Annotated in this window: 15 protein-coding genes and 1 tRNA gene; 12 read left to right on the top strand and 4 right to left on the bottom strand. The window is 59.1% G+C overall.

What is annotated here, in order from left to right; all coding sequences use genetic code 11:
• Window positions 1-930: 930 nt before the first annotated feature.
• Both D8M23_RS10945 and D8M23_RS10950 read right to left on the bottom strand, forming a co-directional pair.
• A complete protein-coding gene (locus D8M23_RS10945) occupies window positions 931-1962 on the bottom strand; it encodes a 6-phosphofructokinase (protein WP_037234158.1) in 1032 nt (343 codons plus the stop codon).
• Window positions 1963-2228: 266 nt separating this feature from the next.
• Entirely contained in the window at window positions 2229-3428 is a 1200-nt protein-coding gene (locus tag D8M23_RS10950) for a pyridoxal phosphate-dependent aminotransferase (RefSeq protein ID WP_037234155.1), read from the bottom strand.
• 435 nt (window positions 3429-3863) lie between these two features.
• Between D8M23_RS10950 and D8M23_RS10955 the strand changes: the two genes are divergently transcribed.
• The 12 genes from D8M23_RS10955 (at window position 3864) to D8M23_RS11010 (ending at window position 14282) form a co-directional block, all read left to right on the top strand.
• Window positions 3864-3936: transfer RNA gene (locus D8M23_RS10955), tRNA-Trp, on the top strand.
• 74 nt (window positions 3937-4010) lie between these two features.
• Window positions 4011-4274, top strand: coding sequence for a preprotein translocase subunit SecE (gene secE / locus D8M23_RS10960; protein ID WP_006887732.1), 264 nt, complete (start codon window positions 4011-4013; stop codon window positions 4272-4274).
• 73 nt (window positions 4275-4347) lie between these two features.
• The gene (nusG, locus tag D8M23_RS10965) at window positions 4348-5130 is read left to right on the top strand and encodes a transcription termination/antitermination protein NusG (RefSeq protein WP_126854789.1); all 783 of its coding nucleotides are present in this window, start codon (window positions 4348-4350) and stop codon (window positions 5128-5130) included.
• 227 nt (window positions 5131-5357) lie between these two features.
• Window positions 5358-5912, top strand: coding sequence for a peptidoglycan recognition protein family protein (locus D8M23_RS10970; RefSeq protein ID WP_126854790.1), 555 nt, complete (start codon window positions 5358-5360; stop codon window positions 5910-5912).
• A 267-nt stretch (window positions 5913-6179) separates the two neighbouring features.
• Window positions 6180-6608 carry a 50S ribosomal protein L11 gene (gene rplK, locus D8M23_RS10975; protein ID WP_006887755.1) on the top strand — a complete coding sequence of 143 codons (429 nt, stop codon included), beginning with the start codon at window positions 6180-6182 and terminating at the stop codon, window positions 6606-6608.
• Between the two features lie 124 nt (window positions 6609-6732).
• On the top strand, window positions 6733-7428 hold the full coding sequence (rplA, locus tag D8M23_RS10980) for a 50S ribosomal protein L1 (protein ID WP_126500425.1): 696 nt from the start codon (window positions 6733-6735) through the stop codon (window positions 7426-7428).
• 252 nt (window positions 7429-7680) lie between these two features.
• Entirely contained in the window at window positions 7681-8664 is a 984-nt protein-coding gene (gene tehA / locus D8M23_RS10985) for a dicarboxylate transporter/tellurite-resistance protein TehA (RefSeq protein WP_126854791.1), read from the top strand.
• 81 nt (window positions 8665-8745) lie between these two features.
• A complete protein-coding gene (locus D8M23_RS10990; protein ID WP_126854792.1) occupies window positions 8746-9873 on the top strand; it encodes an ABC transporter ATP-binding protein in 1128 nt (375 codons plus the stop codon).
• Between the two features lie 344 nt (window positions 9874-10217).
• Window positions 10218-10745, top strand: coding sequence for a 50S ribosomal protein L10 (gene rplJ / locus D8M23_RS10995; protein ID WP_006887692.1), 528 nt, complete (start codon window positions 10218-10220; stop codon window positions 10743-10745).
• Window positions 10746-10860: 115 nt separating this feature from the next.
• Window positions 10861-11238, top strand: coding sequence for a 50S ribosomal protein L7/L12 (gene rplL / locus D8M23_RS11000; RefSeq protein WP_004005325.1), 378 nt, complete (start codon window positions 10861-10863; stop codon window positions 11236-11238).
• 305 nt (window positions 11239-11543) lie between these two features.
• Window positions 11544-13235 carry a glycoside hydrolase family 32 protein gene (locus D8M23_RS11005; protein WP_238693858.1) on the top strand — a complete coding sequence of 564 codons (1692 nt, stop codon included), beginning with the start codon at window positions 11544-11546 and terminating at the stop codon, window positions 13233-13235.
• 384 nt (window positions 13236-13619) lie between these two features.
• Entirely contained in the window at window positions 13620-14282 is a 663-nt protein-coding gene (locus tag D8M23_RS11010; protein WP_126854793.1) for a GNAT family N-acetyltransferase, read from the top strand.
• 28 nt (window positions 14283-14310) lie between these two features.
• Here D8M23_RS11010 and D8M23_RS11015 read toward each other — a convergent pair whose 3' ends face one another.
• Window positions 14311-15366: a LacI family DNA-binding transcriptional regulator gene (locus D8M23_RS11015; RefSeq protein WP_126854794.1), complete on the bottom strand. Its 1056-nt coding sequence runs from the start codon at window positions 15364-15366 to the stop codon at window positions 14311-14313.
• Between the two features lie 154 nt (window positions 15367-15520).
• Window positions 15521-16747 carry a molybdopterin molybdotransferase MoeA gene (locus D8M23_RS11020; RefSeq protein ID WP_126854795.1) on the bottom strand — a complete coding sequence of 409 codons (1227 nt, stop codon included), beginning with the start codon at window positions 16745-16747 and terminating at the stop codon, window positions 15521-15523.
• Between the last annotated feature and the right edge of the window lie 16 nt (window positions 16748-16763).

A 16763-nucleotide genomic window follows, 5' to 3' on the forward strand; every position in this document is an offset into this window, starting at 1 on the left:
AGCGGTGTCCCGGTGTACCCCGCAGGGATAACCCCGGCGAACGCCCGTGAACCCTCCGGGGTGAAGACCGGGGTAATATTTCCCGCATACACCTGCGTGCTGGGGTTTCCCTGGTAGGTTTGCACTAACTGGCGGGCGCCGTTAAAGTGCAGGTCGGCGATGCGCACATCCTGCTCGGTAACTGTCTGCCCGTTCGTGAGCGTATTACGGTAGGTGAGGGTGGCGCTTATATACGAGTCGCCGCCGGGTTCAACCACCACACGCGGGTTCACGATCCGCAGGTAGGTGCCGCACTGTTGGGCCCCGGCGCAGTCCTTGGCGTAAACAATATCCCCCGAGGTTTTCATGTCTACCCTGCGCCCATTGGTTACCGTGACTGAGGACGAGACAAAATAAAATTCATTGCGGGACACCTGATCGCCACGGTTAATATGAACCGAGCCGTCCCCCGCCTTAGTCACCAGCTGGTGGAACTGCGAGGAGAACCCCCACACAAAATTCTCTGCAGAGCTAGTAGGTTGGCCACCTACACGCGTTAGGTTCGTTTGGGACGCCCCGGACGCAACATCAGCTGAATAGGCTGGTGCGGCCCCGGCAGAAAAGGCAAGCAGCCCCGCCATGGTGAGGGCACAAGCCCCTTGATATAGGTTCTTCTGAACGCCATTGCTAGAAGATACAAACATGATGAACTCCAATGCTCAACTGTGGCGCAACTGCCACAGCTTCAGGATACTCCCGAAAGCCCCGGCAGGTACCGGTTTGGGCGGCGCAAACACAACTCACAGCAAAAACTCAGGTACCGTGTCTACCAGCTCACTAGCGCAGCAGGGGCGCCCGGCAAAAAATCACCGGGCGCCCCCTCTGCGTTCAATATATCTGTGTGTTCGATGGCCCTAACCCACTCGTTAGGGGCCAGCGTCTAGCGGCCGGCTAGCGGCCGAACAGTACGGCCGCCTCGTCCCAGCGCTCCTGCGGTACCGTTTTCAGCCCGTCAAGTGCCTCTTCAAGCGGAACGTACACAATATTGGTGGCCTGCAGCGACACCATCTTGCCCCAGAGCTTCTGGCTCACCATATCCACCGCACCCATACCCAGGCGGGTTGCCAGCACCCGGTCAAAACCGGTTGGTGCGCCACCGCGCTGAATATGCCCCAGGATGGTGTTGCGGGTTTCAATACCGGTGCGGGTTTCAATCTCGTGGGTAATGTATTCACCGATACCACCCAGGCGGGGCCGCCCGTCTTTTTCGGTGCCCTTATTCGCCATGACCTCGTCAGAGCCTTCGGGGATGAACCCTTCCGCAACCACCACCAGGGGGGAGCGGCCACGGTCATGCACCTCTTTTACCCATTGGCAGACCTCGTCCATTGAGACCTTCACCTCGGGAATGAGAATCGCGTGTGCACCGGAGGCCATGCCGGAGTTCAATGCGATCCACCCCACGTGACGGCCCATCACCTCGGCCACCATGCACCGATGGTGTGACTCGCCGGTGGTGCGAATACGGTCCATTGCCTCAGTTGCAATGGAAACAGCCGTGTCGAACCCGAACGTGTAATCGGTGGCGCGCAGGTCATTATCAATAGTTTTCGGCACACCGATAACAGGCAGACCCGCATCAGCCAGGCGCTTGGCCCCGGCCAGGGTGCCTTCGCCGCCAATGGCGACGATCGCATCAATGTGGTGGCGTTCGAGCATGATCTCGATCTTCTCGGGGCCGCCATTGGGGCCGTCGAAGGGGTTGGTGCGGGAGGTTCCAATAATGGTGCCGCCCTGGCTGGCCAGGCCGCGCACCTTAGTGCGGGGCAGGTCCATGAAATCCCCATCGACGACGCCACGCCAGCCGTCGCGGAACCCCACGAACTCGTAACCGTAGTGCTTAACGCCTTTGAGCACGGCGCCGCGGATAACAGCGTTAAGGCCGGGGCAGTCGCCGCCGGAGGTGAGCAGACCGATTTTCATGATGGCTCCTTGGGTTGGCGCCCGCAGGTGTTGGGTTTAGGCGCGCGGTCATATAATGATGGCCTCCGCAAAGCTTGTGCGACGCGTTAAGCAACGCGTGGCACGAGCCCGGGAGGCCGTTCTCTTGCTATCTATTCTAGCGCGTTTGGGTTGTGTGGGTAAGTGTTGGGTTGGGTGTGTTTTTACCGAAATGATGCCGAAGTCCGGCAGGAAAGTTCAGGTAATAGGCACCTAAATCAACGTACTGGGTGTGATTGAGGCGGTTCCTACCGCGCGCTTCCCAAAAACTTCTGCAGGCGCTCCACGCCCTCGGCGAGGTCTTCGTCGCTGAGCGCATAGGAGAGCCGCAGGTACCCGCTGGGGCCGAACGCCTCACCCGGCACCACCGCCACAAGCGCCTTCTCTAAGATGAGGTCGGCCAGCTCGGCGGAAGTCTGCGGACGCACCCCGTCAAATTCCTTACCGAGTAGCCCGCGCACATCCGGGTAGGCGTAGAACGCCCCCTGCGGGGTGGGGCAGTGCACACCCTCAATGGCGTTGAGCCCGGCAACAATAGCCTTACGCCGCCGGTCGAACGCGGCATGCATGACCGCAACCTCATCCTGCGGGCCGGTCAGTGCCGCCAGCGCCGCACGCTGGGCGATATTGTTCACGTTTGAGCTCAAATGCGATTGCAGGTTTGAGGCGGCCGCGATAACATCCTGCGGGCCAACCATCCAGCCCACACGCCACCCCGTCATGGCGTACGTTTTTGCCACACCATTGAGGATGATGCAGTTCGGGGTGAGCTCCGGAACTACCTTGAGAATAGAGACCGAATTAACACCGTCGTAGGTGAGGTGCTCATAGATTTCGTCGGTGAACACAAAAATCCCCTTCGCGAGCGCCCACTGCCCGATAGCGCGCGTCTCTTCCTCGGTGTAGACCGAACCGGTTGGGTTTGAGGGGGAGACGAACAGCAGGGCTTTTGTGGCGGGGGTGTAGGCGGCCTCCAGCTGCTCAACGGTGACCTTATAGTCTTGCTCGCTTCCAGCAAAAACCTCAATGGGGTTTCCGCCCGCTAAGCGGATGCACTCAGGGTAGGTGGTCCAGTAGGGGGCGGGTAAAAGAACGTCGTCGCCCGTATCAATAACAGCCGCAAACGCCTCGTAGACCGCCTGCTTACCCCCGTTGGTGACGAGCACCTGTGAGGGCTCAACCTGCACACCGGAGTCACGGAGGGTCTTCTCAGCAATAGCCTGTTTCAGCTCAGGCAATCCGGCGGAGGGGGAGTAGCGGAAGTTCTTCGGGTCGTTAAGTGCCTGACGGGCGGCCTCTACAATGTGCGCGGGAGTGGGGAAATCAGGTTCTCCCGCACCGAAACCGATTACCGGCTGACCGTCGGCTTTGAGTGCCTTGGCCTTGGAATCGACGACGAGGGTTGCTGAAGGGGTGATGGCGGCAATACGGCTGGCAATACGCGGCATTCTCTCTCGCTTTCATAGTGTTCTGCACCAATACTCCGGTGCAAAATTCGGTGATAAGCCCGGTGTAGTCCACCCTTAGCGGCCCGAAGGTGCGCGTGCGTGGGGCTGCGTGCTGGGCACCTTCCTACTATGATAGGGGTTTACCGCCGGTCGGTGGAAGTGCATCTTAGCCTGCGTCTTGGGTGTGCTCAGAGTGTGCGTGAGCTAACTGTGCTGCATGTTGGGCGGAGAAACGCTTCAGTGCGGAGGCGGCGGATTCGCGGAAAATATTTGCGGTTCAAGTTGCCAAGCGGGCTTTGTATGGTCTAGAGTTGTTTCTGCACCCGATACTAGGGTGCATTAGTTTGTTCCCTTGTATAGCCGCCGGCTGTGAGGCATTCGAGGGTGTAAACACGTGGGGAGCAACACCCCACACCGACGGAGTGGAAGCTTCGAAGGGCGGTGGCTCAATTGGTAGAGCAGCGGTCTCCAAAACCGCAGGTTGCAGGTTCGAGTCCTGTCCGCCCTGCTAGTGCCTCAATGAAATGTTCTGTGCGTACCGGTTATAGGGCGCCATGTTAGACAGTAGAAAGGGGCGAGGAGATGGCTAAATCTGCTACCGCCGAGACGGTTTCTGAGTCCGCTGAGGATAAGACACGGCGAAGCCTATTCCAGTACATCCGTGAGGTGATTACGGAGCTTAAGAAGGTCACCACCCCCACCCGTAAAGAGCTGATTGGCTACTTCTTCGGCGTGCTTTTCTTTGTTGTTTTTATGCTTCTGTTAATTTCGGGTCTGGATTGGGTGTTCGGTCAGGGCGCCTTCTGGGTCTTCGGTAACGGAACCATTCAGACGGGCGGAAGCTAAGCCCGCACCCGCATCAATTCGCCCCGCCACCTGGCGCCGGGCACAGGTAACGAACTGAGAAAGTAGGAGCGACGTGCCCGAGAAGGATATGGTATCCGAGATTGAAGAGGTCGAGGTGGAACCCGCTGAGACCGAAACTTTTGAAGACGAAGTAGAGGAAACCGGCAGCATCGCAGCTGATGAGCAGCCCGCTGCGGACACCGCTGAGCAGGAGCCTGAAACGGAGGAGTCTCAGGGCTCCGCAGAGGCTGCTGCCGCTACCGACCCGCTGGAGGAGTTCAAAGCGAAGCTGCGCCGCCAGATCGGTGACTGGTACGTGGTGCACACCTACTCGGGGTACGAGAATAAGGTGAAGGCCGGGATTGAGACCCGCATCCAGAACCTGGAGGCCGAGGATGAGGTGTTCGAGGTTCAGGTTCCCATGGAGACCGTTGTTGAGTACAAGAACACGGTGAAAAAGACCATCCGCCGCGTACGTGTGCCCGGTTATGTGCTGGTGCGCATGGATTTGACCGACCACTCGTGGGGCGTAGTACGCCACACCCCCGGTGTGACCGGGTTCGTTGGTCAGGACGCATACAACCCCATGCCACTGCGTATGGATGAGGTGTTCGATATGCTCCTGCCGGTCTTTGAAGAAGAGCAGCAGAGCAAGGGCCTGCCCACTCCTCAGCCTGTGGTCGAATCCGACTACTCGGTGGGCGATAATGTTCGCGTGAAGTCCGGCCCGTTTGAGGGTATGGACGCCACGATCTCCGAGATTAAGCCCGAGGCGCAGGAAGTCGTCACCCTCATCTCGGTGTTCGAACGTGACACCCCGGTGACCTTGAAATTCAGCCAGATCGAGAAGATGTAAACTCTTTTCTGATTCTGAACGTATCAGCCTCTTGGGGCGGTGCAAGAACCCGTTTTCTTGCACCGCCCCAAGAGGTTTTTTATGCGGGCGGTACGGTTGGATCTGAGACGGCGGTGCTTATGCTGAGGGTGCTTAACCTCTTGCGCCCGCAGAATTAGGATGGCAGGGTAGATACTGTACCAGCGGGAACCTGCCGCTTCACCGATGCACGAGAGAGAAGGCACCTCATGAGCTACGAGCTGATCACGACATCTAAGACTAAAAACCGTCACATCAACTACCGTAAGCTGAGCGATGTTCTGTATGGCGTCGTTCACTGGTGGGGTGACGATAAGGGAAAGTCTTTTGATGAAACCGTTAACTTCCTGTGCAATAACGACCGTAAGGTATCCGCGAACTATGTGGTAGAAGCCGGTCGTGTCGCTCAGATCGCCGATGATCAGGATGTAGCTCTTCACGCGGGACAGTGGGAGGTGAATGAGGTGTCAATCGGGCTGGAGAACCGACCCGATTGCCGCTCCGAGGATCTGGACACGCTGGCGCAGCTCATTGCAGATATTGAGGTGCGGCTGGGGCATTCGCTGTACCTGATTGGGCACCGGGATATTATTAGCACCTCATGCCCCGGTGAGTATTATCCTCACCTTCCCGAACTGATTCATCGGGTGAACACCATCAAGGCCGGGATGAATAACGCCCCGGCTGCTCTCACCGCACAGGAGCGGGCAGACCGCCTGGCTAAACTGCAAGAGCTGAAGCAAAAGAAAAAGCAGGCTGTCTAGAACTACCAACACCCGCCAGGCGGTAACCGTGGTGCGGGGGCCGCACAGTGTGATGGGGAGATAACTCACTACCCATCCCTCCCCGTTTTGTCAGCCGTGTTCACGCAGGAATCCAGTGGATTAAAAATGCGATTAACGGTAGAATGTTCGCTTGTGTATGCGCATGTTCACGCTTTCATGCGCCCGCACAGGTGGCCGCGCCACGGTCACCGTCTGCTGGCGTACGCTCCTGTGCGTCAGTTTCCCAGCTAAGAAAAGGACCTAACATTGGCTCCCAAGAAGAAGGTCACCGGCCTTATTAAGCTGCAGATCCAGGCAGGCGCCGCTAACCCGGCTCCGCCCGTCGGCCCGGCACTGGGCTCGCACGGCGTGAACATCATGGAGTTCTGCAAGGCATACAACGCTGCTACCGAATCGCAGCGCGGTAACGTGATCCCCGTTGAAATTACCGTATACGAGGACCGTTCCTTCACCTTCATCACGAAGACCCCTCCGGCCGCTGAAATGATCAAGAAAGCCGCCGGTGTTGCGAAGGGCTCAGCAACCCCGCACACCGTGAAGGTTGGTTCGATCACCGAGGCTCAGGCACGTGAGATCGCTGAGACCAAGATGCCCGACCTGAACGCGAACGACCTGGATGCCGCAACCAAGATCGTTGCCGGCACCGCTCGCTCCATGGGTATCACCGTCGAGTAGTCTAAGCCGTTTTTCGGCAACCGCGGTTTTCGCGTTTTAACTTGTAAATGCCCACGTTTGAGCGTGGGATGTGGCAGAGTCGAGCGCGGCTCACGAGACCACAACTGCATAAGGAGATAAGCAGATGGCAAAGCGCAGCAAGGCGTACAAGGCGGCTGTAGCCAAGATTGAAGAGGGTAAACTCTACACCCCCGCCGAGGCAGTAGCCCTGGCGAAGGAGACTTCCTCCGCTAAAACTGATGCAACCGTTGAGGTGGCTCTGCGCCTCTCGGTTGACCCCCGTAAGGCCGACCAGATGGTTCGCGGCACCGTGAACCTGCCGCACGGCACCGGTAAGACCGCCCGCGTGGTTGTTATCGCCGCAGGCGATAAGGCTGCCGCAGCTGAGGCAGCGGGCGCCGACTATGTCGGTTCGGACGAGCTGATCGCTAAGATCGCGGGCGGCTGGACCGACTTCGACGCAGCAGTTGCAACCCCCGATATGATGGGTAAAGTTGGTCGCCTGGGTAAGGTTCTGGGTCCCCGTAACCTCATGCCGAACCCCAAGACTGGCACCGTGACCATGGACGTTGCAAAGGCTGTTGCCGACATTAAGGGCGGCAAGATCGACTTCCGTGTTGACCGCAACTCGAACCTGCACTTCATTATCGGCAAGGCATCCTTCTCTGCTGAGCAGCTGGCGGAGAACTTCGCGGCAGCCCTGGAAGAGGTTAACCGTTTGAAGCCCTCTTCGGCTAAGGGCCGCTACATTTCGAAGGCTACCATTGCGACCACCTTCGGCCCCGGCATTCCGGTGGATCCGGCAGAGGTCGCTGCATAAGACGCTGTAGCGTTACCAGCTTTCATACAAAGAGTCCGTTATCCCGGTGGGGTGGCGGGCTCTTTGCTGCTTGTGGTGGGGTTATGATGCGTCGCAAAGCCGCACCCCAGAGCCGCCTGAGCACCTGCGCGGGAATAAAGCGGGAAAACTTCTGCTTATATACCCCGGCAGCTACACAAGCCAGACCCATACGAGGCGATACCTCAGGTGAGAGCGCCGCCGTATACTGTGCATATACTTCGGGAGGATTACATGAGTACCGCCGCCGCACAACCCGTACCTTTGGGCACGCCCACCACCACAAAACCGTTCCCTATTCCAACGAGCTACTTTTCGGTGGCGCTGGGAACGAGCGCGCTGGGGCTGTCGTGGCGGTACGGTGCCACCGCACACCTGGTACCGTCCTGGGTGGGGGAGAGTATACTGGCGCTCGCCTCAGCAACCTGGCTGGCGCTGATCACGGCATTTGCCGTCAAACTCATAACCCGTCGCGATGCGCTCCAGAGCGAACTTCGCGACCTCGTGATGTGCTGCTTTCTGGCGCTGGTTCCGGTCACCACCATCGAAATCGGGATATCCGCACACCCCTATGCGGCACCGCTCGGGTATGCATTGATTCTTATCGGTGTGCTGGGACAGCTGGCATTTTCGATGTACCGCACCGCCGGACTCTGGCGTGGAACGCATACGGTGGCGGCGACAACTCCGGTCATCTACCTGCCCACGGTGGCCGCGAACTTTGCCTCCGCATCCGGGTTAGGGGCGCTGGGGCACCGCGACTGGGCGATGCTGTTCTTCGGCATGGGTCTTCTCTCGTGGTTTAGCGTGGAGGCTGCAATCCTGGGCCGCCTGCGCACCGAACCTGCATTGGATCCTGCGGTACGCGGCATTATAGGGGTTCAGCTTGCCCCTCCGTTTGTGGGCGGTAATGCCTATCTGGCAGCTAATGGCGGGCACGTGGACTGGGTTTTCCTGGCGCTCACGGGTTACGGGGTGCTTCAGCTGCTGTTCCTGCTTCGCTTAGTGCCGTGGATTCTCAAAGCGGGGTACACTATGAGCCTGTGGGGATTCTCCTTCGGGCTGGGCGCTATGGCGGGCACCGGAATGCACCTGGTCGCGGTTTCTCAGCTCGTGCAGCTTGGCTGGGCGCTGTGGATTCTTGGCACCGCACTGATCGCGGTGCTTTGGCTCGGGATGCTGGTGCTGGCGATACGCGGCAAGCTTTTAGTACGGTAGCTTCATCGAACACAGAGCCTCAGGAACGTGCGGGCTGTGGCGCTGCTTTTCGGGTAGAACGCCGGAGGTCATAATAGAAACATGACAACTCAAGGTTCAACACCTCAGCCTTCCTCAACGACGACTCACGGCGGGCTTCAGATTCGTGGTGTCGCGAAGAGTTTTGGGACGGATACTCACGTTCTGCGTGAGATCGACCTTGAGGTGGAACCGGGCGAAATGGTGTCACTGGTGGGCGCATCCGGAACCGGTAAATCTACGCTTTTGCGCATTATTGCCGGGCTTGAGGAAGCCAATGCCGGACGCATTACCTATGCGGGTCAGCCGCTGAGCGCCGGGCAGGTAGGGTTCGTTTTTCAGCACCCGATTCTGTACCCGCACCTGTCGGTTCGCAAGAATATTCTTTTTCCAACTACGCTGCGCGGCTACCGCCAAAAGGTCGATAAAAATTACTATACGGATCTTATGGATGCGCTCCAGATTGGCGAGCTTCAGCACCGCAAACCCCAGGAACTCTCAGGCGGGCAGGCGCAGCGTGTGGGTATTGCGCGCGCCCTCATCCGCAAAGCACCTGTGGTTCTTTTCGATGAGCCGCTGGCGAGTGTTGATGAGGAACTGAGCGCAAGTATTCGGGCGGATATTGCGCGTCTGCACGCCGAATACAAGTTCACGGGGCTGTACGTGACACATGATCAGAATGAGGCACTGCAGCTTGGGCAGCGCGTGGCGGTCATGGACGCCGGGTACCTGGTGCAGGTCGATACCCCCGAGCATCTGCTGGCAAATCCGCATACGCTGCAGGCGGCGCGGCTGACAGCATCGCCAGCCCTGAACGAACTGACTCTCACGGAGGGGCAGCATCTTCCTGCTGGGGCTTCGCTCTATGTGCGTGCAACCTCGCTGCGGCGCATAGAGAACATTGCTGAGACCCCCTCGGAGAATACGATACCGGTGCAGGTTCGGAGTGTACTCCCGCAGGTGGGTGGCACACTCTACCGTGCTGTAACACAGGCAGAGGTGACTGTATATGCCGCGTCGCATGACGGTTCGGCGCGAGTTCCTCTGCAGGTTCCCGGTGGGCAGCCCCTCGAATTTTTTGAGCCGGATGCGCTTGCCCTACCCGTCCTGACATCGGGGGAACGGGCACAGGTGCAGGTTCCCCCACACCACTGTTTTATCTTTGCCGACGGCACGCGGCACTATCTGTAAGATGAGGTTCTACACCGCAGAGTTGGTGTCCGGCGAGGGGAAACTTGCTTTTGCCGGTTTAACCTGTCATGATGATTAGACCAAAGACCGCCGGTCTAGTGTTTTGCTGTGCATTTTTCGGTGAATAGCCGTAAGCTGCCAGTGTTATCAGCACTGATAAGAGCAGATTCCCACTCTAGGGATTCGCCGCCCGCGCAGGTGATGAAGAAGTGAATAGAAAACCTCCCTCAACTCTAAAAGGGACTTTTCTATATGCCTCGAAGCCCCTGCGCATCGGGGCATTTTTTAGTGCTCACGATTGTGCTCTACCGGCGACCTTACAAGAATCGGAAGAAGGAACTACCATGGCGACTCAGGAAAAGATCGCTGCAGTATCCGAGCTGAAAGAACTCTTCGAAGCTTCGAACGCAGTGATCCTGACCGAATACCGCGGTCTTACTGTGACTCAGCTCAAGGAGCTGCGTCGTGCACTCGGTGCAGAGACCGAATACGCCGTGGTGAAGAACACGCTCGCTGCTATTGCGGCGAAAGAAGTTGGCATCGACGCGTTCGACGGCCAGCTTCACGGCCCCAGCGCGCTGGCATTCATCAAGGGCGACCTGATCGATGCTGCCAAGGGCCTGCGTGACTTTGCCAAGGCAAACCCCCAGCTCATCGTCAAGAGCGGCTTCTACGAAGGTGCCGCACTGACCGAAGCTGATGTGAAGCGCTACGCTGACCTCGAATCCCGCGAGGTTCTGCTGTCCAAGGTTGCTGGTGGCGCGAAGGCAGCTATTGCCCGCGTTGCTCAGGCTGTGGACGCCCTGCGCGTGAAGCTGGAAGAGCAGGAAGGCGGCGCACCCGCCGCCGAGGAGGCAGCGGACGAGGCATAAGCCGCACCGCACCCACCGCGTGAAAACGCACCCAAAACTTTAGCCCACCCGCCGGGTGCGGCACTCAAATCTAAAACGCGGGTACATCCCGCACCTGATAGTGAAGGAGCCACACATGGCTAAGCTGTCCATCGAAGAACTCATTGCAGCTTTCAAAGAGCTCTCCCTCGTAGAGGTTTCCGAGTTCGTTAAGGCATTCGAGGAAGAGTTCGACGTTACCGCTGCAGCTCCCGTTGCAGTTGTAGCAGGCGGCGCTGGCGGCGGCGACGCTGCTGAAGAGAAGTCCGAATTCGACGTGATCCTCGAATCCGCTGGCGACAAGAAGATCGCCGTGATTAAGGAAGTTCGTGCCCTGACCTCCCTCGGCCTGAAGGAAGCAAAGGACCTCGTTGACGGCGCACCCAAGCCGATCCTCGAAGGCGCTTCCAAGGAAGACGCTGAGAAGGCTAAGGAGCAGCTTGAGGGCGCAGGCGCAACCGTTACCCTCAAGTAATCGACTTCTTCTCGATTCTTACCCCACCCGCCGGATGAGCTCCCTGACGGAGCCCGCCCGGCGGGTGGTTTTTCGTCTCTAACCCCTGCTGGAAGGCACCCCGCGGGGAACCAGCTTTTTGGCACCTCAACAGCAGGGGCTGGTGTTAAGATCCGAAGATACGAAGAAGGTGCATCCTGTATGATGAGAAACGCCCGGTAAAACCCGGCAGCAGTATCCAAAGCAGCCGCCAGGCACCCGAGAAAGCCCCCGCGAGGGCGCATGAATATCTCACGCCACTGTAAGCATGAACCCACAGAATGAGCATGACTAAACAGAATAGACCCATACTAGACACAGACGACGTGCAGCCGGTCGATGAGAGCCCCACCACCCCGTGGTCCTCTTTCGGGAAGATCACGCTCGAACCTCTGCCGGAGAACACCGCACCCTCTCAAACCGCCGCCAAGCCGGTTACGCTGGCACCCCTCGCCCCGTACCTGCAGCGGGATTTAGCGGCCGAAGACCATCAGACCGTGGCCGCCTTCGGGGAATCCGTGCGCAGCGACCGGGACTACCCGAAACTGCATCTTGCCCCTCCAGTAGGGCGCCTGAACGACCCGAACGGGCTGGTATACGACGGGCGGCACTACCACGCTTTCTACCAGTACTCGCCGCTGCACCCAGAGCGCATTGTCTACTGGCGGCACGCCATAAGCGACAACCTTACTCACTGGGAGGACGCAGGCACCGCCCTAGTACCAAACACGCGCTACGATTCGCACGGCTGCTACTCGGGCTCCGGCATCCGAGTGCCCGGCGGTTTTGAGTTCTTTTACACCGGCAACGTGAAAGACTCCCGCAATAACCGCGAAACCTACCAGATACTGGCCACCGCGGGGGAAGACGCACACCCCACCCGGCAGCTGCCTCCGCTGCTTGAGGGCCCGCATGAGGGCTATACGGCGCACTACCGCGACCCGCACGTATTTGAGCGGGACGGCCAATGGTGGATGGTCATTGGTGCCCAGAAAGACGGCAAAAAGAAGAAGCACCGCACCGGTGCCGTAGTCGTGTACACTTCGGCAGACCGCCGCAGCTGGGATTTTAAAGGCGAACTTGACTTCACCGACCCCACCGTTGAGGGGTGCTACATGTACGAATGCCCGTCTCTGCTGCAGCTGCGGGATGAGGCGACGGGCGCCCTGCGGGACGTGCTGATTTTCAGCCCCCAGGGGCTGAGCCCCGAGGGGGAGAAGTACCAGAATATCTACCAGTCAGGGTACATTGTGGGCGAGCTTGACCCGCAGACCCTGCGGTTTGAGGTGCACACCCCGTTCACGGAGCTGGATGCCGGGTTCGAGTTCTACGCCCCGCAGACCGTGCACGGTACCGGCACCAGTGCACATGATGATGCCCCGCACCCGCAGACTGTGATGATCGGCTGGTTGGGTAACGCCGAGCAGGACGACCACCCTTCGTGGGCGCACCGTTGGGTGCACATGTTCACCTACCCGCGTGAGCTGCACCTGCGGGAAGGAAAAATCTACCAAACCCCAGTGCCGCATCTTGACCGGGTGCTGCCGCTTGAGCCGACGGTTGTTGACGTGGTGAAAGGTAAAGTTCCGGTGCTCAAAGACGCGGGTACCTGGCGGCTTCACGGCACCGTTGATGTTTCGGATGGTCCGGTAAAAATCCGGGTGAAAGATGCCCACGGTACGGCGTTGCGCATCACGATCGCGGAGGATTTTGCGCAGCTGGACCGTTCAGGCACCCGATACACTGAGGGCGGCACTTTACGCCGCCGTGCCCTTACCCCGAACACTGAGCGCGAGTTTGAGCTGCTGGTGGATGCATCATCCACCGAACTGTTCGTGGGCGGTGCTGTGAACGGGCAGGACGGGGCTGGCTCATACGAGCAGGTATTCTCGGCCCGCACCTACTTCTCGGGCAGCAAACGTCGTGTGCGTATGGGCGGTAACGGCGAGGTGCTGAAACTGAGCTACGCAGTGCTGTAGTTTCACTTGCGGCCCGCTCCCTTACCAGCGCTCCTGCCAGGTGTGGCGGTAAGGCAAGAGCTACCAATGCCAAAAAACTGTGGCTCTCATGGCGGATGCTGCCGGTGCTGGTACAACCGTGACCGCCGGGAAAGACACCCTCGCGGATGTCACTCTCAAAACGAAGGCGACGACCACCCAGGCTTAATATTTTCCGGAATATCCTGCCTGTACGAGGCGGATGAAACGGCGGCCTGCCCCGTATAACACGGGATAGGCCGCCGCTTTGCTGCAAACCGTAAAGTCAAGGATAAGTGGCGTATATCATATTTGCACTTTGACCGTGTGAAGGGCTTCGTTAGCATCGAAAAGAGATGTAATCACCAACACACAGGGGGATATACCATGCCACCCGAACCGTACACGATTCGTGAAGCCCGCCCCGAAGAACTCCCGGAACTCCTCGATGTGCTCGTTGAAGCGTTCATCCCAGACCCGTTTATGCGCGTACTTTTAGGAGAGGAACCCCAGCCCGAGAAGATCCGCGGGCTCTTCGAGCTTCAGCTCAAAAGCCTCTACATCCCACGCGGATTCATTGATGTTGCGGTCGATAGCGACGGCGCAATCCTCGGAACCGCCCAGTGGATGCCTCCCGAAGGCCAGCAAGGAACCCTGAAACTGGAGCTGCGTGACGGGCCGAAGTACCTCAAAATACTCGGGGCCCGTGCCCTGCGGCACGTGATCGCCACCGACATCTACATTCGCAAACACCGTCCTGCCTTCGACCACTGGTACCTGCACACTATCGGTGTGCGCGCCACCGCCCAAGGGCGTGGGGTTGGCTCGGCACTGCTAGAACACGGCATCACCCGGTTTAATGGAACCGCCGCATATCTTGAGGCATCCACCCCGCGCAGCGCCACACTCTACACCCGCCACGGTTTCGTGCCCATCGGCACCTATAAGGGAACCAGCCCGGCAGCTGGGATGCTCTACCCCGCCACCATTGACGGGGTGCAGTACGACCCGCATTTAGCCGCCGCAAACGGCCTCTTATCGGCGGCATAGCGAGGAAGTAGCGAGGTCTGGTGTTCCGCTAAGAGGAGGCGGTAATGGCCCTGAGGGTACCGCCTTCGTGCAGGTGCACCGGGAAAACATCAGCCGTGGAACCCTGTTGCTTCTTATCGCTTTTATGAGGCGATGGTGTATCGTCGGGGCGGCCCTGTCTGCCCGATTCGATCGTCTGAAGCAGCCGCTGCACTGCACGCGCGGCGATCTGCTCAATCGGCTGCACCACAGTTGCAAGCTCCGGGATAAGTGCGCGTACCGTCTCGGTGCCGTCAAACCCCACCACCTGAAAATCCTGGGGGACACACAGGTTACGGGTTCGCGCCCAGTTCAGCGTCATCGCCGCATACGTATCGTTTGAGGCGAAGACAGCGTCAACACGCTCGCCTGCGGTGCTCTCCTTAAGATAACGTTCGATAAGTTCACGTTTGCGGGGCAGGGGAGTGCGGAATCCCAATTCAAGCACCTGAGGGGTCATTCCTTCGGCAGTTACCGCGTCCCGGTAGCCCGCCAGGCGAAGGTTCTGCTCGCTCACGGTTGAGGTGATATGCAGAATGTTTCTTGCCCCGGTGGCGACCAGATACTCAACCGCCATGCGTGCACCCGCATAGTTATCCGCACGAATATTGGGGTACTTCTGCGTACCTGGGCGGTCTACTGTCACCAGCGGCGCCTGCACATGCGGCAGGTTCGCCACCACCTGCGAATGCGCACCGGTAATAATTCCATCCACCTGGTTCGATAGCAGCATCTCAAAATACTGTTCCTCCAGGTCTGGGTGGTCGTTACTATTACATAGAATCACCCGGTACCCGGCGTCCGCTAAAAATGACTCAATCCGGTACACCATCTCCGCATAAAACGGATTAGCAACAGTTGGGAAAACCAGCCCGACTATACGGGAACGCTGACCTTTAAGGCTGCGGGCAATAGCGTTAGGGCGGTACCCCAGCTCCCGCATTGCATCGTATACTTTTTCACGAGTTCTCTGGCTCAGGTAGCCTCTATTGTTCAGGACTCGCGACACTGTGGTGGGAGAAACCCCTGCGCGTGCGGCCACATCGCCGAGTTTAGGCTTTGACACGGGTAAGTCTCCTTTGCAGTATACGTATGCAATCTTAACCGTAAAGGTTATTGTACACTTGATCCTCCGAGAGAACACCGGGTGTTCGGCTTATTCTGCGCCCATAAAAGCACAGTGTGCTGCGGCGGAAAAGAAGGGGATGTAGCGGCCCTCCCTAAAACACCGGCAGCAGCGGCACACGATCACCCGCCGTATGCCCGCTGGCATCCGCTACCAGCAGGTGGGTGGCCTTCGACAGCCCAGAAAGCATATAGGATGCACGCCTGGGAAGCGGATGCGCCCGGCATTCACGCACTAGGGCCGGAATGAGCCGCTGCTGGGAGCTGGCGGTGAGCGCGGGAATGTCCTGGGCAATTTCAGCGGTATCAAGAGGCGGCAGCGGCAGCCCCCGCATACCCGCCAGCAGTGGCGGCAGGTACGAGTACAAGGCCGTGTACGCTGCCAGCGGGTTACCCGGCAACCCCAGCACAATACGCCCGTCAGCTAAGCGGGCGGCGAGCGCCGGGTGCCCGGGGCGCACCTGCACTGACTCGAACAGGTAAGTTGCCTGAGCCTCGGCGAGGGTTTTACGCACCATATCCACCCCGGAGGTGCTGGAACCGCCCGTAAAAATCAGCACCTGCGCGTGGGATGTGTTCAAAAAAGTGGTGAAATCATGCCCCGTATCGGCCAGACGGGCCGAAGGCAGCGCGGCGCACCCCTGAGTTGCGAGAGTTGCCTCTAGGAAGCCGCCGAAAGCATCCCGCACCTGCCCGGCCTCTGGCACACCGATAGTAATAACCTCGTTCCCGGTAAACGCGCAGCGGGTGGTAACGGGCGCTAAGACGGGGATTTCGTCGAAGCCGTTCATCCCCAAAAATGCGGCAAGGCGGGCGGTAATGAGCGTGCCGCGCTCAACCAGCAGCCTGCCTGCGGGCAGCTCGGACCCGGTGCGGCGGATATCGGCGCCATTGGCCGGGGGGATATGCCCGGAAGCCATTGTCACGGTGGTGATACCTCCTACCGTGTTCAGTGTGGTGTGTTCTTCCCGTACAATGGCCTGCGCCCCGCGGGGCAGCAGCCCGCCGGTGAGGATGGGGGTGGCCTGCCCCGGCTCAATCGCCACTGTCAGGCGGTGAATATTAACGCGCTCGTCGTCGGGATATTCGGGGGTGACAAGCAGCCAGGGCGGGGTGCCGGATACGGCGTACCCGTCCATTGCTGAGGAATCATAGTGGGGTACGTCCATAAGTGAGTACACATCATCGGCTGTGTAACGCCCGATGGCGGCTTTGGGAGGCAGGGTCTCAACATCGGTACCCGCCGTGCACGTGAGCCCGGCGGCGTGCAGGTTCTTACGTGCCTGCTCCCAGGCAACGGCGGGAGGATGGTGGTGCGGCATGGGCGGGTACCTCAGT

The organism is Rothia sp. HSID18067 (assembly GCF_003989445.1).
Classification (GTDB): Bacteria; Actinomycetota; Actinomycetes; order Actinomycetales; family Micrococcaceae; genus Rothia; species Rothia aeria.